Origin of the sequence: Cobetia sp. 3AK (assembly GCF_029846335.1) — a bacterium.
GTDB lineage: Bacteria > Pseudomonadota > Gammaproteobacteria > Pseudomonadales > Halomonadaceae > Cobetia > Cobetia marina.
This window is the reverse complement of sequence record NZ_JARWKR010000002.1, coordinates 438,278-461,499: the sequence shown is the minus strand read 5'-3', so window position 1 is coordinate 461,499 and position 23,222 is coordinate 438,278. Positions and strand designations below refer to the sequence as shown.

At 65.0% G+C, this 23,222-nt stretch carries 21 protein-coding genes; 14 read left to right on the top strand and 7 right to left on the bottom strand.

Annotated features, from left to right (window positions below; all coding sequences use genetic code 11):
• Window positions 1–113 precede the first annotated feature (113 nt).
• From QD228_RS04475 to QD228_RS04445, 7 genes are all read left to right on the top strand, one after another.
• Entirely contained in the window at window positions 114–554 is a 441-nt protein-coding gene (locus QD228_RS04475) for a VOC family protein (protein ID WP_077374827.1), read from the top strand.
• Window positions 555–663: 109 nt separating this feature from the next.
• Complete coding sequence (locus QD228_RS04470; protein WP_077374830.1) at window positions 664–1,575, top strand: LysR family transcriptional regulator; 912 nt, start codon at window positions 664–666, stop codon at window positions 1,573–1,575.
• Between the two features lie 224 nt (window positions 1,576–1,799).
• Window positions 1,800–2,819 carry a TRAP transporter substrate-binding protein gene (locus tag QD228_RS04465; protein ID WP_077374833.1) on the top strand — a complete coding sequence of 340 codons (1,020 nt, stop codon included), beginning with the start codon at window positions 1,800–1,802 and terminating at the stop codon, window positions 2,817–2,819.
• A 186-nt stretch (window positions 2,820–3,005) separates the two neighbouring features.
• Entirely contained in the window at window positions 3,006–3,563 is a 558-nt protein-coding gene (locus tag QD228_RS04460) for a TRAP transporter small permease (RefSeq protein WP_077374836.1), read from the top strand.
• Window position 3,564: 1 nt separating this feature from the next.
• Window positions 3,565–4,869: a TRAP transporter large permease subunit gene (locus QD228_RS04455; protein WP_077374839.1), complete on the top strand. Its 1,305-nt coding sequence runs from the start codon at window positions 3,565–3,567 to the stop codon at window positions 4,867–4,869.
• 197 nt (window positions 4,870–5,066) lie between these two features.
• The gene (locus tag QD228_RS04450) at window positions 5,067–6,158 is read left to right on the top strand and encodes an iron ABC transporter permease (RefSeq protein WP_167593074.1); all 1,092 of its coding nucleotides are present in this window, start codon (window positions 5,067–5,069) and stop codon (window positions 6,156–6,158) included.
• A complete protein-coding gene (locus tag QD228_RS04445) occupies window positions 6,155–7,012 on the top strand; it encodes an ABC transporter ATP-binding protein (RefSeq protein ID WP_279874560.1) in 858 nt (285 codons plus the stop codon). The genes QD228_RS04450 and QD228_RS04445 overlap by 4 nt, the downstream gene beginning before the upstream one ends.
• A gap of 197 nt (window positions 7,013–7,209) precedes the next feature.
• Here QD228_RS04445 and QD228_RS04440 read toward each other — a convergent pair whose 3' ends face one another.
• The 3 genes from QD228_RS04440 to QD228_RS04430 form a co-directional block, all read right to left on the bottom strand.
• A complete protein-coding gene (locus tag QD228_RS04440; protein WP_167592973.1) occupies window positions 7,210–7,374 on the bottom strand; it encodes a hypothetical protein in 165 nt (54 codons plus the stop codon).
• A 181-nt stretch (window positions 7,375–7,555) separates the two neighbouring features.
• Window positions 7,556–9,121, bottom strand: coding sequence for a glycine betaine ABC transporter substrate-binding protein (locus tag QD228_RS04435; RefSeq protein WP_279874559.1), 1,566 nt, complete (start codon window positions 9,119–9,121; stop codon window positions 7,556–7,558).
• An 8-nt stretch (window positions 9,122–9,129) separates the two neighbouring features.
• Entirely contained in the window at window positions 9,130–9,870 is a 741-nt protein-coding gene (locus QD228_RS04430) for an ATP-binding cassette domain-containing protein (RefSeq protein WP_077374845.1), read from the bottom strand.
• A gap of 408 nt (window positions 9,871–10,278) precedes the next feature.
• Between QD228_RS04430 and QD228_RS04425 the strand changes: the two genes are divergently transcribed.
• The 6 genes from QD228_RS04425 (at window position 10,279) to QD228_RS04400 (ending at window position 17,835) form a co-directional block, all read left to right on the top strand.
• The gene (locus QD228_RS04425; RefSeq protein WP_077374848.1) at window positions 10,279–11,448 is read left to right on the top strand and encodes an isovaleryl-CoA dehydrogenase; all 1,170 of its coding nucleotides are present in this window, start codon (window positions 10,279–10,281) and stop codon (window positions 11,446–11,448) included.
• Window positions 11,449–11,490: 42 nt separating this feature from the next.
• Window positions 11,491–13,098 (top strand): carboxyl transferase domain-containing protein, encoded by a 1,608-nt coding sequence (locus QD228_RS04420; RefSeq protein WP_279874558.1) that lies wholly within the window; start codon window positions 11,491–11,493, stop codon window positions 13,096–13,098.
• Between the two features lie 83 nt (window positions 13,099–13,181).
• Window positions 13,182–14,000, top strand: a complete 819-nt coding sequence (locus QD228_RS04415; protein ID WP_279874557.1) for an enoyl-CoA hydratase-related protein — start codon at window positions 13,182–13,184, stop codon at window positions 13,998–14,000.
• Between the two features lie 106 nt (window positions 14,001–14,106).
• Window positions 14,107–16,368 (top strand): acetyl/propionyl/methylcrotonyl-CoA carboxylase subunit alpha, encoded by a 2,262-nt coding sequence (locus tag QD228_RS04410; protein WP_279874556.1) that lies wholly within the window; start codon window positions 14,107–14,109, stop codon window positions 16,366–16,368.
• A gap of 6 nt (window positions 16,369–16,374) precedes the next feature.
• A complete protein-coding gene (locus tag QD228_RS04405; RefSeq protein WP_084208085.1) occupies window positions 16,375–17,286 on the top strand; it encodes a hydroxymethylglutaryl-CoA lyase in 912 nt (303 codons plus the stop codon).
• Window positions 17,287–17,499: 213 nt separating this feature from the next.
• Window positions 17,500–17,835 carry a zinc ribbon domain-containing protein YjdM gene (locus QD228_RS04400; RefSeq protein WP_077374863.1) on the top strand — a complete coding sequence of 112 codons (336 nt, stop codon included), beginning with the start codon at window positions 17,500–17,502 and terminating at the stop codon, window positions 17,833–17,835.
• Window positions 17,836–17,978: 143 nt separating this feature from the next.
• On the opposite strand, the gene QD228_RS04395 is transcribed toward QD228_RS04400, so the two are convergent.
• A complete protein-coding gene (locus QD228_RS04395; RefSeq protein WP_279874555.1) occupies window positions 17,979–18,344 on the bottom strand; it encodes a hypothetical protein in 366 nt (121 codons plus the stop codon).
• Between the two features lie 467 nt (window positions 18,345–18,811).
• Here QD228_RS04395 and QD228_RS04390 point away from each other — a divergent pair, with 467 nt between their 5' ends.
• Complete coding sequence (locus QD228_RS04390; RefSeq protein WP_279874554.1) at window positions 18,812–19,582, top strand: SDR family oxidoreductase; 771 nt, start codon at window positions 18,812–18,814, stop codon at window positions 19,580–19,582.
• Window positions 19,583–19,699: 117 nt separating this feature from the next.
• On the opposite strand, the gene trxC is transcribed toward QD228_RS04390, so the two are convergent.
• The 3 genes from trxC to QD228_RS04375 all read right to left on the bottom strand — a co-directional run bounded on the left by trxC (window position 19,700) and on the right by QD228_RS04375 (window position 23,182).
• Window positions 19,700–20,137: a thioredoxin TrxC gene (gene trxC, locus QD228_RS04385; RefSeq protein ID WP_077374872.1), complete on the bottom strand. Its 438-nt coding sequence runs from the start codon at window positions 20,135–20,137 to the stop codon at window positions 19,700–19,702.
• A gap of 256 nt (window positions 20,138–20,393) precedes the next feature.
• Window positions 20,394–21,383 carry a putative sulfate exporter family transporter gene (locus tag QD228_RS04380; protein WP_255303127.1) on the bottom strand — a complete coding sequence of 330 codons (990 nt, stop codon included), beginning with the start codon at window positions 21,381–21,383 and terminating at the stop codon, window positions 20,394–20,396.
• Window positions 21,384–21,538: 155 nt separating this feature from the next.
• Window positions 21,539–23,182: a choline dehydrogenase gene (locus QD228_RS04375; protein WP_077374875.1), complete on the bottom strand. Its 1,644-nt coding sequence runs from the start codon at window positions 23,180–23,182 to the stop codon at window positions 21,539–21,541.
• Window positions 23,183–23,222: the final 40 nt, after the last annotated feature.

Below are 23,222 nucleotides of genomic sequence, written 5' to 3'. Positions count from 1 at the left end.
TGGGGCACCCCGGACAGCCACGAAAGGGCCGTCATCTCTCCGAATGCCGGCCTGACTCAGGCGACCGACGCGTCCTGTCTGGCGGAACCACCCACAACAACAGGAATTTCCACATGGCCGTCAGTGATCCGTTCCACCTCGCGATTCAAGTGCGTGACATCGCCGAAGCTCGGCGCTTCTATGGCGAATTCCTCGGCTGTCCGGAGGGACGCTCCTCGGACAGCTGGGTCGATTTCGACCTCTACGGCCACCAGTTCGTCTGCCACCTGAACCCGGCACTGGCCGACCCTGACAACCCGCTCGCCCAGCACCGCAATCCGGTCGATGGGCATGGCGTCCCGGTGCCGCACTTCGGGGTGGTACTCGAGATGGAGGCCTGGCAGGCACTGGCGGATCGTCTCACTGCCGAAGGCGTGACATTCGAGATCGCGCCTCATGTGCGCTTCAAGGGCGAGCCCGGTGAACAGGCCACGATGTTCTTCCTCGACCCCACCGGCAACGCGCTGGAGTTCAAGGCCTTCAAGGACCGCGAGAGCCAGCTGTTTCGCAAGTGAAGGTCCCGCGCCCCGTCTCGTGCGGGGCATGCCCGGTGATGAAAGCTGACGCCCTGCACGGCATGCGGCAAGATGGTCGGTCTCAACGATTCATCACGGGGCATCTGTCATGTTCGATTTCAAGGAACTCGAGGCCTTTGTCTGGGTCGTGCGGCTCGGCTCGTTCCGCAAGGGCGCGACCAAGCTGCACCTCACCCAGCCCTCCATCTCGGACCGCATCAACCGTCTTGAGGCCGCCGTCGGCGAATCGCTGCTCGAGCGTGCCACCCGCCCCATCCAGCCCACCCTGCGCGGTCGGGAATTCTTCGCGCATGCCGAACGCCTGTTGAGCGGGCGCGAAGAAGCCATGCGCCTGTTTCAGGAGGAAGGCGCCTTTTCCGGCACGCTGCGTCTGGGCGTCATCGAGACCATCGCCAACAGCTGGTTCCCGGCCTTCATGCGCCAGCTGGCCGAGCGCTACCCCAAGCTGACGCTGGAAATGACCGTCGACATCTCGCCCTTTCTGCATCAGCGCCTGGCCGACAATGACCTCGACATGCTGTTCGCGATGGACAGCGCCGCCATGGGCCCCTACGCGACCCAGACACCGCTGTGCACCTTCGAGATGGGCATGTTCGCCTCGCCGACCCTCGCCGAGCAGCTGGCCCAGGACGGCGAATGCTTCGCCAGAACCCCCTTCATCTCCTTCAGCAAGCAGGCCCGTCCCTATACGGAGCTTGTCAGCTACCTCGCCGAACAGGGCATCACCCAGCCCAAGGTGCACTGCACCAGCACCCTGATGACCATACTGCGCATGAGCAGCGAAGGACTGGGCATCGGTGTCCTGCCGGTCGCCACCGTCGAGGACGTGATCAATCACGGCGAACTGGTGCGCCTGCCACTCGAGACCCCGCTGCCGCCGATGGTCTATGAGGCCATCTGGCGCAATGCCAATTACCCCGACTTCTGCGCCAGTGTCGCGCGCCTGGGTCGCCAGTGTGCCGAGACCTACTCTCGCCAGCACGCGCCTCCCGCCGACTGATCGAAGCGTCATGCATGCGCTGAGACAGGGTTGATCGTGCGCCGCCCTGCATCAGATCAGCGTCATACCAAGGTCTAACAATATCGCCAAAGGCTTTCATGCGACGACACGATGAAAGATTTCATCGATACTGTGAATCAGAATTAACGATTGGACGGGATGGCCTGTCACTTGAAGAATGAAATCGTCTGCCGACAACATTCAATAATAATGAGGAACTAGACATGCGTAAGCCCAGCGACTCCCTCACCCGCAAATCTGCCACCTCCAGTACCCTCATCGGACTGGCAGCCGCCGGTGCCCTGGCCTTCAGTGGCTCGGCCCTCGCGGCACAGTGGAACCTCGCCACTCCGTATGGCGATGCCAGCTTCCACACCAAGAACACCAAGCAGTTCGCCGAGGAGGTCACCGCGGCCACCGATGGCGAGCTGAGCATCACCGTGCACAGCGGCGGTTCGCTGATCTCCCACGGCGAGATCAAGCCGTCCGTGCGTCGCGGCACCGTCCAGGCCGGCGAGATCTTCCTGTCGATCCTGTCCAACGAATCGCCGGTCTACGAGCTGGACACCCTGCCGGGCGTCGCCTCCAGCTACGAGGAAGCCTTCGCGCTCTGGCAGGCCTCCAAGCCGGACATCACCGCGCTGTTCGCCAAGGAAGGCCTGATGCCGCTGTACGCGGTCGCCTGGCCGGCCCAGGGCATCTACACCGACTTCGACCTGACCGACGTCTCCCAGCTCAAGGGCCTGCGCATCCGCGCGCCCAACATCAACACCCAGCGCTTCGTCGAGAACGTCGGCGGCAAGCCCACCGAGACCGAAGAAGCCGACATCCCCACCGCCTTCAGCACCGGCCGTGTCGACGCGATGATCACCTCCAGCTCCACCGGCAAGTCCATGTCGGCCTGGGATTACGTCAAGCACTACAACGACGCCAAGCTGTGGCTGCCGAAGAACATCGTCTTCGTCAACAAGCGCGCCTTCGATCGCCTCGACGAGAGCACCCAGCAGGCCGTGCTGGACGCCGCCAAGGCCGCCGAGACCCGCGGCTGGGAAGCCAGCAAGGCCGATGCCGACGAGAGCGCCAAGGTGCTGACCGAGAATGGCTTCACCATCACCGAGCCGGACGAGAAGCTGTCCGAAGACCTCAAGGCCGCCGGTGACAAGCTGTTCCAGGACTGGAAATCACGCGCCGGCGATGAAGGCCAGCAGCTGCTCGAGCGTTATCGCGCCGATCTCGATGCCTGAGCCCCGCCTGCCAGCGCCGGGCGTTCGTCCCATCAACTGAACGCTCGGCACCTGGCCGGTATCGTCACCCCGCCACGCGATGATCACGTCGCACCCCTGCCCGCCTCTGCCCGCTGGCAGACGCGACAGGGGACTCCCCGACACGGCATCGCGTGGCCACCCTCACCTTCCCTGTGAGTGCATGTCATGACCTACTTCCTCGACAGACTCTATCGCCTCGGCGCGTGGGGTGCGGCAGCTTGCATGCTGCTGATCTGCACCCTGGTCAGCCTGCAGGTCTTCCTGCGCCTGATCGACGCCATCCTGGTGATGTTCGGAGCCGAACGTCTCGGCTTCGAGATCTCCGGCGTCTCGGAAATGGCCGCCTTCCTGCTGGTCGGCGCCACCTTTCTGAGCCTCGCCTATACCTTCACGCACCACGCGCACATCCGCGTGACGCTGGTCATCAATCGCCTGCCGCCCGCCGTGCGTGTGTGGGTCGAGAGCCTGGCGCTGCTGATCGCACTGAGCCTGAGCGTATTGATCACCCATGAACTGGTACTGCTGGTCGGCGAGAGCCTCGAGTACCACGACATTTCCTCCGGCCTGCTGGCCCTGCCGCTGTGGATTCCGCAGAGCGTGCTGGTCGCCGGTACCGGCCTGCTGTGCCTGGCGATTCTCGAGACACTGATCGCCACGCTGCGCACCGCCTTCACCGCGCCTTCACGCTACGTGGCGCCCGAGCCCGAAGACGGAGCCGAATGACATGCTGACACTCATCCTCGTCACTCTGCTGGCCCTCGCCTTGCTGCTCGGCGGCGGCGTGTGGGTCGCCTTCTCGCTGATCGGCACCGGCTGGATCGTGCTGACCTTCTTCTCCAGCTTCGAGACCGGCCCGATCCTGGCCTCGGACTTCTGGGGTGCCAGCTACGGCTGGGACCTGACCGCCCTGCCGATGTTCGTGTGGATGGGCGAGATCCTGTTCCGCTCCGGACTCGCCGACAACATGTTCCGCGCGCTGGCACCGTGGCTCAATCGCCTGCCGGGCCGCCTGCTGCACTCCAACATCATCGGCAGCGGGCTGTTCGCCGCCGTGTGCGGCTCCTCCGCCGCCACCTGTGCCACCGTCGGCAAGATGACCCTGCCGGAGCTTGAGCGTCGCGGCTACGACAGCAATCTGGCCATCGGCACCCTCGCCAGCGCCTCGACCCTCGGTCTGCTGATTCCGCCGTCGATCATGATGATCGTCTACGGCGTGGTCACCGAGCAGTCCATCTCGCGCCTGTTCATCGCCGGTGTCCTGCCGGGCATGCTGCTGCTGGCCCTGTTCATGGGCTATCTGGCGATCTGGTCGAAGGTCGTCGGCGAGCCGCAGGGTCGCGCCGGCCATGATGAGCCGCACATGAGTTTCATGGCCAAGCTGCGCAACAGCGCCCAGTTGATTCCGCTGCTGGCACTGATCGGCGGCATCCTCGGCAGCATCTACGGTGGCCTGGCGTCACCGACGGAAGCGGCGGCGGTCGGCGTGGTGCTGTCGCTGATCATCGCGCGACTCAATGGCCACATGAGCGCCGCCACCTTCAAGGAATCGCTGTTCGCGGCGCTGCGCACCTCATGCATGATCGCCTTCATCATCGCCGGTGCCTCCTTCCTGTCCTCCGCGATGAGCTTCACCCAGATTCCGATGCAACTGGCCGAAGGCATCGCCACCCTGGGCCTGTCGCCGACCATGCTGCTGGTGGTACTGACACTGTTCCTGCTGATCCTGGGCTGCTTCCTCGACGGCATCTCGCTGATCCTGCTGGTGACCTCCATCATCATGCCGGTCATCGAAGCCGCCGGTTTCGACCTGATCTGGTTCGGTATCTACCTGATCATCGTGGTCGAGATGTCGCAGATCACCCCGCCGGTGGGCTTCAACCTGTTCGTGATCCAGAGCCTGACCGGCAAGGACATCATCACCATCACCAAGGCGACGCTGCCGTTCTTCCTGTTGATGATCTTCTCCATCGTACTGATGCACCTCTTCCCGGAAATCGTGCTCTATCTGCCCCAGGCCATGAACGGCTGATCCGGCCCTCCACGTCCCCGACGCACTGTCACGGCAGACAGATCCCCTCCCGGGACGTCGTCCTCTTCCAGACCTCCCTTCGGGGAGGTCTTTTTCGTGGCTTCTCCTTCCCACGCCAAGTCGCTAGGCTTGTGACACGCAAGCGCTTCAGGCTGCCGCCCGTGCTTCACACTGACACGCCACCGCCGGACCTCACCGTGCCCGACTCCCTGACTTCTCCCGTCACCTCACCCATCGCCGACTGGCGCCGTCGAAAGCGCCATGGTGCCCTGTGGCTCTGGACCAGTGGCCTCGCGGTCCTGGCCGCCTGCCTGCTGGATATCAGCCAGGGCAGTGGCGAGCTGCCCCTGGCACGTCTGCTGCCCGCACTGTGGCAGAGCGAAGCGAACGATCCGCTCGCCCACGCCATCCTCTGGCAACTGCGCCTGCCCATCGCGCTGATGGCGGTGACCGTCGGCGCCTCACTGGCCATGGCCGGTGCCCAGATGCAGACCCTGCTGCACAACCCGCTGGCCGACCCCTTCACGCTGGGAGTCTCGGCGGCGGCCAGCGTCGGTGCCGGGCTTGGCCTGATCCTGCATCTCGACCTCGTGCAGCTGGTGCTGCCCTCATGGCAGAGCCTCGCAGGCGCAGGGCTTGGGGTCACGCTGAATGCCTTCCTCTTCGCGCTGGGGGCCTCGCTGGTGCTGTGGAGCGCACAGCGCCTACCCGGCGTCGGCGTACAGACTCTGGTACTGCTGGGCATCGCGCTGATGTTCTTCTTCAATGCCCTGCTGGGTGTGCTGCAGTTCGTCGCCTCGCCCGAGGCATTGCAGCAGCTGATCTTCTGGTCGATGGGCAGCCTCGAGCGCAGCAGCTGGTCACGCCTGGCCGTGTTGAGCCTGGTGATCGCGCTGTGTGCGGTGGTCTTTCATCGTCGACGCAGCGAGCTGACCGCCCTGAGCCTGGGGGAAGCCCAGGCCCGTGCGCTGGGCGTGGACGTGCGCCGCCTGCGTCTGAGCGGCCTGATGTGCACAGCGCTTCTGACCGCCACCGCCGTCTCGTTCGTCGGCAGCGTCGGCTTCATCGGCCTGGTCGCGCCCCACATCGCCCGCCTGCTGGTAGGTGAACAGCAACAGCGCCTGCTGCCCCTCTCGGCGCTGATCGGCGCCCTGCTGCTGTCGCTGACCTCGATCCTCAGCCGTTCGCTCATCCCCGGCGTGCTGCTGCCACTGGGCATGATCACCGCGTTGATCGGTCTGCCCTTCTTCGTCAGCCTGACGCTCAAGCGCCGAGGACACGACGGATGAACCAGCGACATGACGTGCCCACCGCCGAATCCAACGCGCCAGCCCGCCTCGCGCAGTCTCGCGTCGAAGGCGCTCTCGATGACCAGGGGCTCGTGCTTCAGGATCTCAGCGTCCTGCGCGGGGGGCATCCGGTGCTGGACATGCCGGGCACGCTGCGCGCACACCGTGGCGAGCTGACCGCCCTGCTCGGCCCGAACGGTGCCGGAAAATCGACCCTGTTGCAGACGATCGCCGGGCTGCTGCCGGCCAGCGGCCAGCTGTGTCTCGACGGGCAGGCACTGGCATCCCTCACGCCACGCGAGCGCGCGGCACGTATCGGCTACCTGCCGCAGCTCAGTGAAGGCGGCGCGATGCTTGAGGTCTTCGAGTCGTTGCTGCTGGCGAGACGCCTGGCCGGCCATCTGGACGAGCAGGCCAATCTGCGCCACTGCGAGGCGCTGGTCAGTGCACTGGAGCTGACCCCGCTGGCCTCCCGACGACTCGGGCAGCTTTCCGGCGGACAGCGCCAGCGTGTCGCCATCGCGCAGGCGCTGGTACGCGAGCCGGCGCTGCTGATGCTGGATGAACCCACCAGCGCCCTGGACCTGCACTTCCAGCTGGCGGTGCTGGACTGGCTTGGCCGCGATGCCCGTGACCGTCAGCGCATCGTGATCGTCGCGCTGCATGACCTGAGCCTGGCCGCGCGGCATGCCGCCCAGCTCTGGCTGCTGGATCGCGGGCGTCTGGCGGCCAGCGGCCCGCCGCGCGAGGTACTGAGCGTCGAGCGACTGCGCGAGGTCTACGCCATCGAGGCACGGGTCGACTGGCCAGAGGATGGCAGCCCGCCCGCCATCGTGGCCCTTCGCGCACTCTAGGCCTGCCAGCTCTTCCCGTTCTTCCAGCCCTGCCGACTCTTCCCGTCCCCTCTGGCGCTTTGCGTTCTGTCAGGCGCGTCGCGTTCGCAAGCGCTCTTGGTCAGCCGCCTCTTGCCTTCTGGCGAAGACAAAAAAAACCGCCCCCGACGCATGCGTCGGGGGCGGTTCTTCACTGGGCCATCAGCCCTCACGCAGACTCAGGACAGGTGGGAGGCCTGAGAGCCGGTGTCGATCATGCCGTGCTGCTGGCCGCCACCATGACCGCCGCCGTGGCCGCCATGACCATGATCGAACAGACCACAACCGCCGAGTGCCAGGGTGGCCGCGACCAGCGCGATCGGGAACAGATTCTTGATACGCATGAGACGTCTCCAATTCAAGGTTCGCTACACAAGACTCCCGTCAGCGAGTCTTCACTATGGCGTTCACTCTACTCACATCGGTGGCCAACGATAATCCTGCGCAACGCCTTTCCTTGATTGCTGCACACCGTGTACAACAATCGCGACGGGCCTGTCTGGGTTTTTCCGGCCCCCGTCCAGGTCAACGCGCCTTGAGCCCGCGCATATGCGCCGGAATCACCATGCGCTCGAACAACTCGAACAACAGCTCCGCGCAGATGGCCAGCAGCGCCGCCGGAATCGCGCCGTACAGCACCAGATCATAGTCGTTGAGCGAAAGCCCCGTGACGATGGGTTCGCCCAGCCCGCCCGCGCCGATGAAGGCCGCCAGGGTCGCGGTACCGATGTTGATGATGGCGGCGGTCTTGATCCCCGTCAGCAGATTGGGCGTCGCCAGCGGCAGGATGACGTGACGCAGCTGCTCACGGCGCGTCAGCCCCATCCCGCGCGCCACCTTGACCAGCAGCGGGTCCACCGTCAGCAGTGCGGTGATGGCCGCGCGAATGATCGGCAGCAGGGAGTAGACGAACAGCGCGATCACCGCCGGCACCACCCCGATCCCGAACAGCGGAATCATCAACGCCAGCAGCGCGATGGAGGGGATGGTCTGCAGCAGGCCGGTGACGTAGAGCACGACCCGCGAGACCTTCGGATTGCGGTAGACCAGCAGTGACAACGGCAGACCGACCAGACACGCCAGCAGCAGCGCGGACAGCGTCAACTGCAGATGCTCGATGAGATTGGTACCGAGCTTGTCCCACTTGGCGCCACTGACTTCGCGTTGCTCGGTGGTGATGCCCTGTTCCTGAATGAAGCGGCTGGCCACATGGGCGAAGCTCTGCTCCTCGGTGGAGACCTCGGCATTCAGCGCCTGCATGCTGTCCTCATCGAGACTGCCCGCCAGCTGATCCAGCGCCGCGACAGCCTTCTCCGGCAAGGCGGCATTCACGAAGGGCACCGCCAGATACTCGGGGAAATAGCCCTGGTCGTCGTCGAGCAGCACGAAGTCGAAGCGCTGGATGTCACCCTCGGTGGAGTAGGCATCGGTGGCGTCGATCTTGCTCTCGCGCAGCGCCTGATAGGCGATGCCGTGTTCGATGCCACGGGGCACCTGCGGCAGCGCGTAGGCATCCGCCAGCCCCGGCCAGCCATCCGAGCGCTTGATGAACTCATGCGACATCGCGATCGAGAGCTCCGGGTGATCCGCCAGATCACCGATCGTCCTGATCCCCAGCGACTCGGCCTGCTCACGCCGCATGCTCACGGCATAGGTATTGTTGAAGCCCAGTGGCTTGAGCACCCTGAGCCCCCGTTCACGACTCAGAGCATCGAGCTTGTCGAGCGGCGGCACACTGTCCAGATTGAGGATGGCGTGCGCCAGGGTGCCGGTGTACTCGGGATAGACATCCAGCTCCCCCTCCGCCAGCCCCTGATAGGTGATGATGGTCTGCCCCAGCCCGAGGCGACGCTCGACCGTGAAGCCGGCATCCTCGAGTACCTGGGCGAAGATCTCACCGAGCAGATGGCCTTCGCGATCCGCCTTGGAGCCCACCACGATGGGCTTGTCCTCGGGCCATGCCGCGGCTTCCTCTTCCGCGCTGGCAAGCGGGCTGCTCACCAGGGCCCCCAGACTCGCCAGCGCCAGGCCGGCGATCATCAGCGCGCCGGACAGCCCGCGGCGCGAACGTTGCAGGACGGGAGTCGTCATCAGCGTCTTCATGCGCGTGCCTCCAGCAGTCGGGCCACGCGCTCATCCGCTGGCGCCCTGGCGATCGTCTCGGGACTGGCAGCCTGCAGCACCACGCCGGGTGCCATCACCACCATGTGGTCGGACAGACTCAGCGCCTCATTCATGTCATGGGTCACCATCACCACGCTGCGCGGCTCTTCCTGCTGCATGCGCTGGAACTGGGCATGCACCTCGATGCGCGTGATCGGGTCCACCGCCGAGAAGGCCTCATCGAGCAGCAGCAGCGGAGGCTCCAGCATCATCGCGCGACACAGGCCGACCCGCTGCGCCTGCCCGCCGGAAATCTCATGCGGATAACGCGTCAACAGCGCCAGATCCAGGTCCATCATCTGGAACAGCCGCGTGATGCGCGCCTTGACCCTGTCCGCCGTCCAACCTTCGCGGTCCGCCAGAATGGCGATGTTGTCGCGCACGCTGAGGTGCGGAAACAGGCCGATCTGCTGGACGGCGTAGCCGATGCGTCTGCGCATGGCGGGCAGATTGGCATAGTCCACCCCCTTGCCGAAGACCTGTACCTCGCCGCTGTCCGGACGTATCAGCCCGTTGATCAGCTGCAGCAAGGTGGACTTCCCGCAGCCACTGGCACCGACCAGCGCGGTAATACGATCACGCGGCAGTTCGAGGTCGATGCCTTCGAACAATCGCTGACCCGAAAAGCCCTTGTGCAGATCGCGAAAGCGAACCGCCGGGGCGCGAGCATCACTCATCGAGAAGATCCTTCTTGCAGGTGAGAGGTGGGCAACGATGACGGCGCCTGCCCGTCGGTCAGGCCTTTTGCCTGCCATTCAGATTAACAGTGACACGCAGGTCAGGCGACTCTGGTCACGGCGTGAGTGCCGGCCAGAGTGGCGGCGCGAGTGCCCGCGCGATCCCAAGGGCCAGCACACGTCAGCTGACACTGCCTGCGACCTTGGTCAAAGCGCACGATGATAACCTTTACGTTAACGTCAACTTTACTCTAGAGTGATTCCAGAGCCACCTCAGGCGGGCTGTCACTGACGAATCTCCCACCGCCTGCACCGGCCATGAACACTGCCTCGCCTGTCGCGTGGCTGCACGCACAGTCAAGACGCTCGAAGCGCTTCTCATCTCATCGCTGCAAAGGATGCCCGCTCATGCACAGCCTCTATACGCCGCTGGATTTCGGACTCGACGAGACACACACCCTGCTGCGTGAGCAGATCAATGCCTTTGCCCGCGACGAGATCGCACCACGCGCCGCGGAGATCGACGCCAGCAATGCCTTCCCCGATGACCTGTGGCAGAAGTTCGGCGACATGGGCCTGCTGGGCATCACCGTCCCCGAGGAAGATGGCGGCAGTGGCATGGGCTATCTGGCGCACTGCATCGCCATGGAAGAGATCTCGCGGGCCAGTGCCTCGGTGGCGCTGTCCTATGGGGCCCACTCCAACCTGTGCGTCAACCAGATCAAGCTCAACGGCAGCGCGGAGCAGAAGGCGCGCTACCTGCCCAGGCTGATGAGCGGTGAGCATGTCGGTGCCCTGGCGATGTCAGAGCCCGGCGCAGGCTCGGACGTGGTCTCGATGAAGCTCAAGGCCGAGAAGCGCGGTGACCACTACGTGCTCAACGGCAACAAGATGTGGATCACCAATGGCCCGGATGCCCACACGCTGGTCGTCTATGCCAAGACCGACCCGGACGCCGGCTCCAAGGGCATCACCGCCTTCATCATCGAACGCGACTTCCCCGGCTTCTCCACCGCGCAGAAGCTCGACAAGCTGGGCATGCGCGGCTCCAACACCTGCGAACTGGTCTTCCAGGACTGTCAGGTGCCGGCCGAGAACGTGCTCGGCGAGGTCAATCGCGGCGTGAAGGTGCTGATGCGTGGACTGGACTTCGAGCGCACCGTGCTCGCCGCCGGCCCCATCGGCATCATGCAGGCCTGCATGGACATCGTGGTGCCCTATCTGCATGAGCGCCGTCAGTTCGGCCAGGCGATCGGCGAGTTCCAGCTGGTACAGGGCAAGATTGCCGACATGTACACCACGCTGAATGCCTGCCGCGCCTATCTCTACGCCGTGGCCGGCGCCTGTGATCGCGGCCAGACCTCGCGCAAGGACGCCGCCGGCGTCATTCTCTATTGCGCCGAGAAGGCCACCCAGATGGCGCTGGATGCCATCCAGCTGCTGGGCGGCAATGGCTACATCAACGAGTACGCCACCGGCCGTCTGCTGCGCGATGCCAAGCTCTACGAGATCGGTGCCGGCACCAGCGAGATACGCCGCATGCTGATTGGCCGCGAGCTGTTCAATGAAAGCGCATGACGCCCCACACCATCCGTTTCCCTTCGCTGATGGAGCTGCCGCATGGCCATTCTGACCTCCCTGATCAACCCGCGTAGCGACCAGTTCCGTGCCAATCATGCCGCGATGCAGGCCGAGGTCGAGCGCCTGCACCAGCTGCTGGACGGCGTCGCCGCCGGTGGTGGCGACAAGGCCCGCGAACGCCACGAATCGCGCGGCAAGCTGTTCGTGCGCGAACGTATCAACCACCTCATCGATGAGGGCTCACCCTTCCTGGAGCTGTCGGCACTGGCAGCGCATGACGTCTATGACAGCCCGGTGCCCGGCGCGGGTCTGGTCACCGGCATCGGCCGCGTCAGCGGTGTGGAATGCGTCATCGTCGCCAACGATGCCACCGTCAAGGGCGGCACCTATTTTCCGCTGACGGTGAAGAAGCACCTGCGCGCCCAGGAAGTGGCCCGCAAGCATCGCCTGCCCTGCCTCTACCTGGTGGACTCCGGTGGCGCGCATCTGCCCCATCAGGACGAGGTCTTCCCGGACCGCGATCACTTCGGCCGCATCTTCTACAACCAGGCGACGCTCTCCGCCGAAGGCATTCCGCAGATCGCCGTGGTGATGGGCTCGTGCACCGCCGGTGGCGCCTACGTTCCGGCGATGGCCGATGAATCCATCATCGTGCGCGAGCAAGGCACCATCTTCCTCGCCGGCCCGCCGCTGGTGAAGGCGGCCACCGGCGAGGACATCAGCGCCGAGGCACTCGGTGGTGCCGAGGTGCACTGCAAGATCAGCGGCGTGGCCGATCACTTCGCCGACAATGACGCCCACGCCCTGCAACTGGCACGGCGAGCCGTCTCGCGCCTCAACTGGCAGCGCAAGGGGCAGCTCGCGCTGCGCGAATCCCGCCCGCCACGCCTGGACCCCAACGAGCTCTACGGCATCGTCGGCACGGACCTCAAGAAGCCCTATGACGTGCGCGAAGTGATCGGTCGGCTGGTGGATGATTCGGACTTCGATGAATTCAAGCGCTACTACGGCGAGACACTGGTGACCGGCTTCGCTCACCTGCACGGCCATCCGGTGGGCATCATCGCCAACAACGGCGTGCTGTTCTCGGAAAGTGCCGTCAAGGGCGCCCACTTCATCGAGCTGTGCGCCCAGCGCAAGATTCCGCTGATCTTCCTGCAGAACATCACCGGCTTCATGGTCGGCTCACGTTACGAGCACGAGGGCATCGCCAAGCACGGTGCCAAGCTGGTGACGGCGGTGGCCTGTGCCAGGGTCCCCAAGTTCACGGTGCTGATCGGCGGCAGTTTCGGCGCCGGCAACTACGGCATGTGTGGCCGCGCCTACGACCCCAACCTGCTGTTCATGTGGCCCAACGCACGCATCTCGGTGATGGGCGGCGAGCAGGCGGCCAACGTGCTGGCCCAGGTCAAGTATGAGCAGCATGCGCGGGAGGGCCGCGACTGGCCGCAACAGGCACAGGAGGACTTCAAGGCACCGGTGCGCGAACAATACGAGCATCAGGGCCACCCCTGCTATGCCAGCGCCAGACTCTGGGACGATGGCGTGATCGACCCGCTGCAGACCCGCGACATTCTCGGCCTGTCCCTGGCCGCCGCAATGAATGCCGAGATAGAGGAGAGTCGCTTCGGTGTCTTCCGCATGTGATTCGCTCAACCAGAGAGAAGCCCTGACAGCCGACTCACTGGATGAATGATGATCCATTGGCTAACTGATTGGACAAGGTGACGATGACTGAATTCTGCCGACTCGAGATCGACAAGCGCGGTGTCGCCACTCTGACCCTGGCGCGCCCCGAGGTGCACAACGCCTTCGATGACCGGTTGATCAAGGCGCTGAACGGCCATCTGACGCACCTGCACGCCCTGGCGAGTCAGGGCGAGGTACGCGTGATGGTGCTGGCCTCCGAAGGCAAGAGCTTCTCGGCCGGGGCCGACCTCAAGTGGATGCAGCGCATGGTCGAGTATTCGCGCGAGGATAACCTTGCCGATTCCCGGGAGCTTGCCCGCCTGATGCAGCTGCTCGATGAACTGCCCTGCCCCAGCGTGTGCCGCGTGCAGGGGGCCACCTTCGGCGGCGCCGTGGGTCTGGCGGCCTGCTGCGACATCGTGCTGGCGGCCGAACGCGTACGCTTCTGTCTCTCCGAGGTGCGCATCGGCCTGGCACCGGCGGTGATCAGCCCCTACGTGCAGCGCGCCATCGGCATGCGCCAGATGCGCCGCTATGCACTGACCGCGGAAGTCATCGATGCCCACACCGCCCACCAGCTGGGGCTGGTGCATGACGTGTGCAGTGATGAATTGCTGGAGGCGCGCGTCGCCGACATGGTGAGCACGCTGCTTGCGACCTCGCCCGAGGCCAGCCGCGCCACCAAGGCCCTGCTCGCCGAGGTGGCCGTCGCCGACGACGACACCCGGCGTCAGACACGCTGCTGTGAGGTGATCAGCCAGCTGAGGGTCAGTGAACAGGGGCAGGCTGGACTGGCGGCATTCTTCGCCGGGACTCGCCCGCCCTGGGCGCCATCCGACGACGACAGCGCATCATCATGACGCGCCCTTCATCGACTCGCGGACAACGTCCTGAGCCACCCTCGGTCTTCTGCTGAGACGCGCCTTGCGACCGCCCCCTTTTTCCACTTCGCCACGGGATCTTGCCATGAACGTCAATCGCGATACTGAACAGCGACTGCCCACCGGTTGCGGTGAGATCCGCAAGCTGCTGATCGCCAACCGAGGTGAGATAGCGGTCCGCGTGATGCGCACCGCTCGCGCCATGGGCATCCAGACCGTTGCGGTCTACTCCGATGCCGATGCCAATGCCCTGCACGTGCGGGAAGCCGACGAAGCCGTGCGCCTCGGCCCTGCCAGCGCCAGGGAGAGCTATCTGGATGTCGACAAGGTCATCGCGGCAGCCCGCCAATGTGGCGCCGATGCCGTGCACCCGGGCTATGGTTTCCTGTCCGAGAATGCCGGATTCGTGCGCGCCCTGGCCGAGGCCGGACTGATCTTCGTCGGCCCGCCGGAAAGTGCCATCGCGGCCATGGGCGACAAGTCGGCCGCCAAGGCGCGCATGCAGGCCGCCAGCGTGCCGTTGGTGCCCGGCTATCACGGCGATGACCAGAGTGACGCGCTACTGCAGTCCGAAGCCGACCGCATGGGCTACCCGGTCTTGATCAAGGCCTGCGCCGGCGGTGGCGGCAAGGGCATGCGCGTGGTCGAGCAGGCACGGGAATTCCAGGCAGCGCTGGACAGCTGCCGACGCGAATCCCGCGCGGCCTTCGGCGACGAGCGCATGCTGATCGAGAAGTATCTGACCCAGCCGCGCCATGTCGAGGTTCAGGTGTTCTGTGACAGTCATGGCAGTGGCGTCTATCTGTTCGAGCGCGATTGCAGTGTCCAGCGTCGTCATCAGAAGGTGCTGGAAGAAGCCCCGGCACCCGGCCTGACACCGGCACTGCGCCGCGAGATGGGCGAGGCCGCGGTACGCGCCGCACGGGAAATCGGCTACGTCGGCGCCGGTACCATCGAATTCCTCCTCGATGCCCCGCAGCCCGGCAGCGAAAGCCATGGCGCCTTCTACTTCATGGAGATGAATACTCGTCTGCAGGTCGAGCATCCCGTCACCGAGATGATCACCGGCGAGGACCTGGTCGAATGGCAACTGCGCATCGCGCGTGGCGAGCCACTGCCCCGTCAGCAGGATGAGCTTGAGCTCAAGGGTCACAGCTTCGAGGCGCGGCTCTATGCCGAGGACCCCGACAACGACTTCCTGCCTGCCACCGGTCTGCTGGAACGCTTTCGACTGGATCTCATCGGCGCCGGACTTGCCGGTGCCGAGGTCGAGAGCGCGCAACAGGCCTCCGGCTCGACGGCCCTCAAGGTGCGTCTGGACAGCGGCGTCGCCGAGGGCGATGACGTCTCGATGCATTACGACCCGATGCTGGCCAAGCTGATCACCTTCGGCCCGAGCCGTGAACAGGCTCTCGATGCGTTGCTGCGTGCCCTGGCGGCGCTCGAGATCCGTGGTGTCACCACCAACCGTGCCTTCCTGACGCGACTGGCGGCGCATCCGGATTTCCGCGCCGCCCATCTGGATACCCGCTTCATCGAGCGTCACCACGCCAGTCTGTTTCCGACGCCTGAGCTGGACCCCGGCACGCTGGCGACGAGTGCCCTGCTGGCCCTGGCACGCCTCAATGACAGCGATGACGCGCCTGGCTCGTCCGCGCCGACCCAGCCCGCCAGCCCCTGGCAGCGCCGTGATGGCTGGCGCAATGGCACGCCCCACCAGGTGACGTTGGCGTTCTGCCTGCCCGGGGACGCCGAATGCGAGGAACACAGCGACAAGGTGGCCCAGGTCATCGCCCGCCGCCCGCGTGCCTCGGGCGGGCCCGCGAGCGTGAACGACGCCCCTGTGCCTGCCTCGGGCTGGCAGCTGGAAGTGAGCGCCCACTCTCACGGGAAGCGCCAGATGACACGCCTTGATGGCCACCTGTCGCGTCTTGCCGGCAATGCCATCGCCGTGACGCTGGACGGGCACCGTCGTCGCTATCAGGCCAGTCACGCCCCGGCGCGTGGCGGCGAGCTGCTGGTGCTGACCTGCGCGCAGAGCAGCGACGCACTCCCGTCCGAGTCACGCCTGCTGTGGCGCCGCGCGGACGCCGTCGACCACGCGCAGCATGAGACCCAGGCGACCCTCAACGCCCCGATGAATGGCACCGTGGTCGCCCAGCTGGTCGAGGCTGGCGTCGCGGTGACGGCCGGCACGCCCTTGATGGTGATGGAGGCCATGAAGATGGAGCACACCATGAACGCGCCCGCCGATGGTCAGGTCGCGCAGTTCCACTTCCGTGCCGGCGACAGCGTCACCCAGGGTGACGTGCTGCTGGAATTCACGGCTGACGACGCCAAGGAGTGAGTGAGCATGCACTTTCCTGACAGCGTACGTATCGTCGAGGTCGGCGCGCGTGATGGCCTGCAGAACGAGCCCGCCCATGTCGATACGACGACCAAGCTGGAACTGATCCGGCGCCTTGCCGACTCGGGCCTGCGCCATGTCGAAGCCGCCAGTTTCGTCTCCCCCCGCTGGGTACCCCAGATGGCGGACCATCGCGAGATCATGCTGGCACTGGCCGAGCATGACACTCGTGGAGTGACCACTTACTCCGCCCTCACTCCCAATCTCAAGGGGCTGGAGGCGGCGCTTGAGTGTGGCGTGCGTGAGGTGGCGGTGTTCGGTGCGGCCAGCGAGTCCTTCTCGCAGCGCAACATCAACTGCTCGATCGCGGAATCTCTCCAGCGCTTCGCCCCCGTGATGGCGCGTGCAGCGGCAGCCGGCGTGCGTGTGCGCGGCTACGTGTCCTGCGTGCTGGGCTGCCCCTACGAGGGCGAGATCGCCCCTGAGCAGGTCGCGGCGGTCGCGCGTGAGCTGCGTGACATGGGCTGTCATGAAGTCTCGCTGGGGGACACCATCGGCACCGGCACCCCGCTCAAGGCAAAGCAGATGCTGGAGCGCGTCAGCCGCGAGGTGCCGGTCGAACGCCTCGCCGCCCACTTCCACGACACCTATGGGCAAGCGCTTGCCAACCTCTACGCGGTGATGGAAGAAGGCATCGCGGTGATCGACAGCTCGGTGGCCGGGCTGGGGGGCTGTCCCTATGCCAAGGGGGCCTCGGGCAATGTCGCCACCGAGGATGTGGTCTATCTGCTGCAGGGAATGGGCATCGACACTGGCGTGGATCTGGCACGCCTGGCCGCGACCGGCGACTGGATCAGCCGCAAGCTAGGGCGCCCCAATGGCTCACGCGTCGGCCAGGCTCTGATGGCGAACGGCTGATGGCGAACGGCTGATGGCGAGCGGGGAAGGTTGCCGCCGGAATTGCGACCAAGCGCCGCAGCAGCGGGCCATCTGCCCGCAATCGGTGTAGGCTTGCCGGCTTCCGCGCACCGCTTGAGCCCGATGCGCGCCTTTCCATCGCATGTCCTTGCCTTGAGCGCCGCGCCCCCCGCAGGCGCACGACACAAGCGGGACAGACTTCAGGACACCGAGATGAGCGCCCTCCCCAACTGCCCGGCCTGCAATTCCGAATTCACCTACGACGACGGCATGCAGTTCGTCTGCCCGGAGTGTGCCCACGAGTGGTCCAAGGAGGCCGTCGTCGAGGACACCGGGCCGGTCTATCGTGATGCCAACGGCAACGAGCTGGTGGATGGCGACACCGTCACCGTGATCAAGGACCTGAAGATCAAGGGCACCTCCTCCGTGGTCAAGGTCGGGACCAAGGTCAAGAACATCCGCCTGATCGAAGGGGACCACGACATCGACTGCAAGGTGGATGGCGTCGGCCCGATGAAGCTCAAGTCCATGTTCGTGAAGAAGGCCTGAGCGGTTCGAGTGCCTCTGGTGACACCAGAGAAGCGTCATGAGCCATGAGCCATGAGCCATGAAGCCCCGCCAGAGTCTGCTCTGGCGGGGCTTCATGCGCTGATGCTAAAGGACACCCGATCTCGCCGGGGGTCCGTGAGCACTCACTGCTTGGGAGTCGGCTTGTCCAGGGGCGTGACGTTGGAAATCTCGATCAGCCGTTGCCCACCCACCCTGAATTCGAAACGACCGCTGATCTGGACTTCGCGCCCGAGATAGGCACCGATGCGTTCGGGGGGATGCAGCTCGATACGCTGCTGCCCGGCGCCTTCCAGCCAATAGCGCTCCGGCACCTGCTCACTGCGTATCCTGCCCTGCACGGCCACCTGCTCGCCCTGCCAGGCCTCCGAGTGCTCGAGCAGCGTGGTGACACTGGCAGGGCGCGGCGCACCCAGCTCGTCACAGCCGCTCGCCAGCGCCAGCAGCATCGCCACGCCCACCATCAGTCCGCGTTGCCTGTGATCCTTCATGTTCGTTCCTCATGTCGCTGCCCATTTCCCGTGATGGGCAGCGCTCCTGAAAATTCGGGGATGGCGTCTTTCAGGCAATCCTGTCGCGCAGGGGTTCCCGTCCCCTGACACGGCCAGACGACGGATCACCACTCGCGAGGGGGTAAATGCGAAGTTCCGAATACTTCAGTGCCAAGTGTGACAGCTGTTAGACGAAGCGATAAGTCGCCAAGGCGGACAGACCAACAGAATCAGCCAGTCTCATCAGGTCGTCGCGTCTGCCACGGGGCACTCGACCAGTAGCTGGCATGATGGCAATGTCTCGTCACGTCATGCTTTCGCATGCCCCGCTTGTCATCCTCTCGATCAGGACACAGGTCAGGGTCGCCATGTCGAAGGCCGGCGCCACGTCGGAAACGACGTGGCAGACCCGGCAGGACGAGAGACCATGAAGGACATTCCCCACCCAGAACGCAAGAGACTTCACGATGATGACACGCAAAGTGGCCTATATCACCGGCGGTGCCCAGGGAATCGGACGCGGCATCAGTGACTATCTGCTCGCCCGTGGCTGGCGAGTCGCGGTGGTGGATATCGACGCCCGGGCGGGCGAGCAGTATCTGGCGAGTCACGCCGCGACCCACGGCGAGCCGGACAGCCTGCGCGTCGAGGCCGTGGATGTGCGCAATGAAGACGCCGTCGCCGCCAGCATCGCGGCCACCTGCCAGGCCTTCGGGCGCCTGGACGCCGTGATCAACAACGCCGCGATCGCCGACCCCTTCCAGGGCAAGCTCGAGGAACTGTCCCTTGAGCGCTGGCATCAGGTACTGGATACCAGCCTGACCAGCAGCTTCCTGACCGCCAAGCATGCGGCGCGGCATCTGCGCGAGACCGGCGGCAGCATCGTCAATCTGGCCTCCAGCCGCGCCCTGCAATCCGAGCCGGATACCGAAGCCTACGCCGCCAGCAAGGGCGGCATCGTCGCCCTCACCCACGCCATGGCGATGAGCCTGGGGCCGGAGATTCGCGTCAATGCGGTCAGTCCGGGCTGGATCGATGCAAGCCACCTGCAGAAGGACGGTGAGGCGGAGTCGCTGAGTGACGAAGACCACGCCCAGCATCCCGTCGGACGCGTCGGCCATGTCGATGACATCGCCGCGCTGGTGGCCTTCCTCATCTCGGAAAAGGCCGGCTTCATCACCGGTCAGAATCATGTCGTCGATGGCGGCATGACCCGCAAGATGGTTTACGCCGACTGATACGACAACGCCGACTGAGACGACAACGCCTGATACGACAACGCCTGGCGCATAGTCGCGTCAGGCGTTGTCCGTCCACTTCCTGCCCCCGCCTTCAGCGCGGCGGAGAGATTGCCATCACACCGCGTGCGGTGCCAGCCACTGCTTGAGCTGACCGGCCTGCATCACGCCGGATTCGCGCGCAAGCTCCTTGCCCTGCTTCATCACCAGCAGGGTCGGGATGCTGCGGATGCCGAAACGACCGGCCAGCGCCTGCTGGGCTTCGGTGTCGATCTTGGCGAAACGCACGCGGGTACCCATCTGCGCCGCGACCTCATTGAAGATCGGCCCCATCATCTTGCACGGACCGCACCAGCTGGCCCAGAAGTCGATCACCACCGGCATCTCGCTGCGCGTGACCAGTGCCTCGAAGTTGGCGCTGGTCAGTTCCAGCGGCTCCTGGGGCAGCACGGCGGCGCTGCACTTGCCGCAGACGGGATTGTCATCCAGACGCGCGGTGGCCACACGATTGAGGGCAAGACATTGCGGACAGGCCAGCACGAGGGATTCAGACATGATCGGACTCCAGAAGAATGGGGATGCGGCGCGCTGCGCTGACGGCTCAGCGTCAGACACGTACCGATAGCGCAGATCATACGACTCGTGGGCCGATAAGCAATTGAGGCATCTTATCGCCTTGATTGGCTGGCTGTATCAGCCGCTCACGGGCTGACATCTGCCCCCTCGGGATATTCCCTCATCAACGACACGGGCCCTGCCAGTCATGGCAGGGCCCGTGTCGTTCATCCCCCGTGCGCTCCATACCGTCAGGTCACACGCTGGCCAGCCCGAACTTGATGCACAGCGTCACCAGCACCAGCAGGAAGAGGGTTTCCACCACCATCAGGATCACCGGCTTCCACCCCACCACCGCCAGCTTCTGAAACGACGTCTTGACGCCCAGCGCGGCAATCGCCGCCACCAGACACCAGCGTGAGAGGTCAGTGAAGCCTTCCACGGCGACGCTCGGCACCCAGCCGAGGCTGTTGATCAGCACCAGAGCCACGAAGGCGATCAGGAAGGTAGGGAACATCGGCACCTTGCCCCCTTCATCGCCATTGGCCTGGCGTGCACTGCGAAACAGCAGCATGAAGACCATCACCGCCGGTACCAGCATCGCCACGCGCAGCAGCTTGACGAAGGTGGAGACATCGCCGGTGTGCTCGGAAATGATGTAGCCCGCCCCCACCACCTGGGCCACGTCGTGGATGGTGCCGCCGAGGAAGATGCCGGCCTCGGTATCCTCAAGCCCCAGCAGCCGCACGATCAGCGGATAGGTGATCATCGCCACGGTCGAGAGAGTCGTCACCCCGACCACGGTCATGATGGTGTGACGCTCACTGGTGGCGTTGCGCGGCATCACCGCCGACAGCGCCAGTGCCGCCGAGGCTCCGCAGATGGCCACCGAGCCACCGGTCAACAGCCCCATGTCACGGTCCAGCCCCATCACGCGCGCCAGCAGCGCGCCGAACACGATGGTCGCCACCACCCCGAGCACCACCGTGATCACCGGGCCAACACCAAGACTTGCGACCTGCTCCAGCGTGATGCGCACGCCCAATAGCGCCACGCCGAGGCGCAGTACCGTCTTGGAGGCGAACTCGATCCCCGCCTTGCAGGGTCCGTCCTCGGAGAGAAAGTGCAGCGACATGCCGAACAGCAAGGCATACAGCAGCGTCGGACCGCCGTAGTGATCGGCGATGAAGGTGGTCGCCAGCGCGATGAGGATGCAGATCAGCAGGCCCGGCATGATGATGCGCACGCGCCCTTCCAGATTCCGCAACAGACGGGTAGGCGGTGTCGATGTGTCGTGAAGTGATGAGCTGTCGTGATTGGCCACGCGAATATCCCATGAAAAGGCAAGCAGGATGGCAGGGCCTGAGCCCTGCCCTGGAAGATGACAGATGCCGGTACCTGCTAGCTCGCCTGCGCCATCTCGCGCTGAGCCGCCTTGATCATGTCAGCGGCCTTCTCGGCGATCATGATGGTCGGGGCATTGGTGTTGCCCGAGACGATCACCGGCATGATCGAGGCATCGACCACCCGCAACCCGTGCAGGCCATGCACTCGCAGCGCGTCATCCACCACCGCCAGCGGGTCGTGGCCCATCTTGCAGGTCCCCGCCGGGTGATAGATGGTCTGGCTGAACTGGCGCGCGGCCTCCAGCAACTCCTCGTCACTCTCGTACTGCACGCCAGGCACGTACTCTTCGCTGATCACGGCGGCCAGCGGTGCCGCCCGGGCGATACGCCGCGCCACCTTGATGGCGTCCACCACCACGCGGCGATCTTCCTCGGCACTGAGGTAGTTGGGCTGGATGGAGGGATAGACGCTGGCATCCGCGCTGGTGATGCGCACATGGCCGCGGCTGTGCGGGCGCAACTGGCATACGGACGAGGTGAATGCCGAGAACGGATGCACGCCATCGGCGGGCTTGTCGGCACTCAGCGGCTGCATGTGGAACTGGATATCCGGGCGTGTCAGCCCCTCGCGTGACTGGGTAAAGGCACACACCTGGCTGGCCGCCAGGGTCAGCGGGCCGGTGCGTGTGAAGAGGTACTGGGTGCCGACCGCCAGCTTCTTGATCGGGCTGCGCACTTCATCATTGAGGGTGCGGCACTGGGTCTTGAACACCAGCCGCACCTGCAGGTGGTCCTGCAGGTTTTCCCCGACCCCCGGCAGCGCATGCAGACATTCCACCCCGACACTGGCCAGATGCTCAGGGTCCCCGATGCCGGAGCACTGCAGGATCTGCGGACTGCCGATGGCGCCGCTGGACAGCACCACTTCGCGCTCCGCCCGCGCCGAGCAGACATTGCCCTTCACCTCGTACTCGACCCCGACCGCGCGCTTGCCTTCCAGCAATACCCGACGGCAGTGAGCATGCTTGACCAGCGTCAGATTGCTGCGCGTGAGCGCCGGACGCAGGAATGCCTTGGCCGTGCTGCAACGCAGGCCCCGATACGTGGTCTGCTGAAAATAGCCCACCCCCTCCTGACGCTCGCCATTGACGTCCTGGTTGAGCGGAATCCCCGCCTCCACCGCAGCCTGGATGAAGCGCTCGGCGATCTCTCGCTTGAGGCGCAGATCCGAGACATGCAGTGGGCCATCCGCCCCATGCCACTGGTTGGCCCCCCGCGCCTGGCACTCCGACTTGCGGAAATATGGCAGGACCGACTGATAGTCCCAACCTTGATTGCCCTCGGCGGCCCAGTCGTCGTAGTCCTCGCGCTGGCCACGAATGTACAGCAGGCCATTGAGCGAACTGGACCCCCCCAGCACCTTGCCGCGCGGCCATTGCAGCCGACGACCATTGATGCCGGCATCCGGGTCGGTCAGGTAGCACCAGTCGGTGGCGGGGTTGTGCATGGTCTTGAAATACCCGACCGGCACATGGATCCACGGATTCCAGTCCGAGCCACCCGCTTCCAGCAGCAGCACCTTGATGGAAGGGTCTTCGGTGAGACGATTGGCCAGTACGCAACCGGCGGAACCCGCCCCGATCACGATGTAGTCATAGAAGGCTTTGGCGTCTGCATTGGCGTAACGTGTTGTTTTCATTATTTTCTCAACCATATTGAGACATATTGTCTCGTAATCA

Coding starts and splice junctions, on each gene's coding strand:
- QD228_RS04470 (WP_077374830.1), top strand. CDS start 664: ATGTTCGATTTCAAGGAACTCGAGGCCTTTGTCTGGGTCGTGCGGCTC.
- QD228_RS04390 (WP_279874554.1), top strand. CDS start 18,812: ATGATGACACGCAAAGTGGCCTATATCACCGGCGGTGCCCAGGGAATC.
- QD228_RS04475 (WP_077374827.1), top strand. CDS start 114: ATGGCCGTCAGTGATCCGTTCCACCTCGCGATTCAAGTGCGTGACATC.
- QD228_RS04455 (WP_077374839.1), top strand. CDS start 3,565: ATGCTGACACTCATCCTCGTCACTCTGCTGGCCCTCGCCTTGCTGCTC.
- QD228_RS04410 (WP_279874556.1), top strand. CDS start 14,107: ATGAACGTCAATCGCGATACTGAACAGCGACTGCCCACCGGTTGCGGT.
- QD228_RS04465 (WP_077374833.1), top strand. CDS start 1,800: ATGCGTAAGCCCAGCGACTCCCTCACCCGCAAATCTGCCACCTCCAGT.
- QD228_RS04405 (WP_084208085.1), top strand. CDS start 16,375: ATGCACTTTCCTGACAGCGTACGTATCGTCGAGGTCGGCGCGCGTGAT.
- QD228_RS04430 (WP_077374845.1), bottom strand. CDS start 9,870: ATGAGTGATGCTCGCGCCCCGGCGGTTCGCTTTCGCGATCTGCACAAG.
- QD228_RS04400 (WP_077374863.1), top strand. CDS start 17,500: ATGAGCGCCCTCCCCAACTGCCCGGCCTGCAATTCCGAATTCACCTAC.
- QD228_RS04435 (WP_279874559.1), bottom strand. CDS start 9,121: ATGACGACTCCCGTCCTGCAACGTTCGCGCCGCGGGCTGTCCGGCGCG.
- QD228_RS04460 (WP_077374836.1), top strand. CDS start 3,006: ATGACCTACTTCCTCGACAGACTCTATCGCCTCGGCGCGTGGGGTGCG.
- QD228_RS04440 (WP_167592973.1), bottom strand. CDS start 7,374: ATGCGTATCAAGAATCTGTTCCCGATCGCGCTGGTCGCGGCCACCCTG.
- trxC (WP_077374872.1), bottom strand. CDS start 20,137: ATGTCTGAATCCCTCGTGCTGGCCTGTCCGCAATGTCTTGCCCTCAAT.
- QD228_RS04395 (WP_279874555.1), bottom strand. CDS start 18,344: ATGAAGGATCACAGGCAACGCGGACTGATGGTGGGCGTGGCGATGCTG.
- QD228_RS04415 (WP_279874557.1), top strand. CDS start 13,182: ATGACTGAATTCTGCCGACTCGAGATCGACAAGCGCGGTGTCGCCACT.
- QD228_RS04425 (WP_077374848.1), top strand. CDS start 10,279: ATGCACAGCCTCTATACGCCGCTGGATTTCGGACTCGACGAGACACAC.
- QD228_RS04375 (WP_077374875.1), bottom strand. CDS start 23,182: ATGAAAACAACACGTTACGCCAATGCAGACGCCAAAGCCTTCTATGAC.
- QD228_RS04420 (WP_279874558.1), top strand. CDS start 11,491: ATGGCCATTCTGACCTCCCTGATCAACCCGCGTAGCGACCAGTTCCGT.
- QD228_RS04445 (WP_279874560.1), top strand. CDS start 6,155: ATGAACCAGCGACATGACGTGCCCACCGCCGAATCCAACGCGCCAGCC.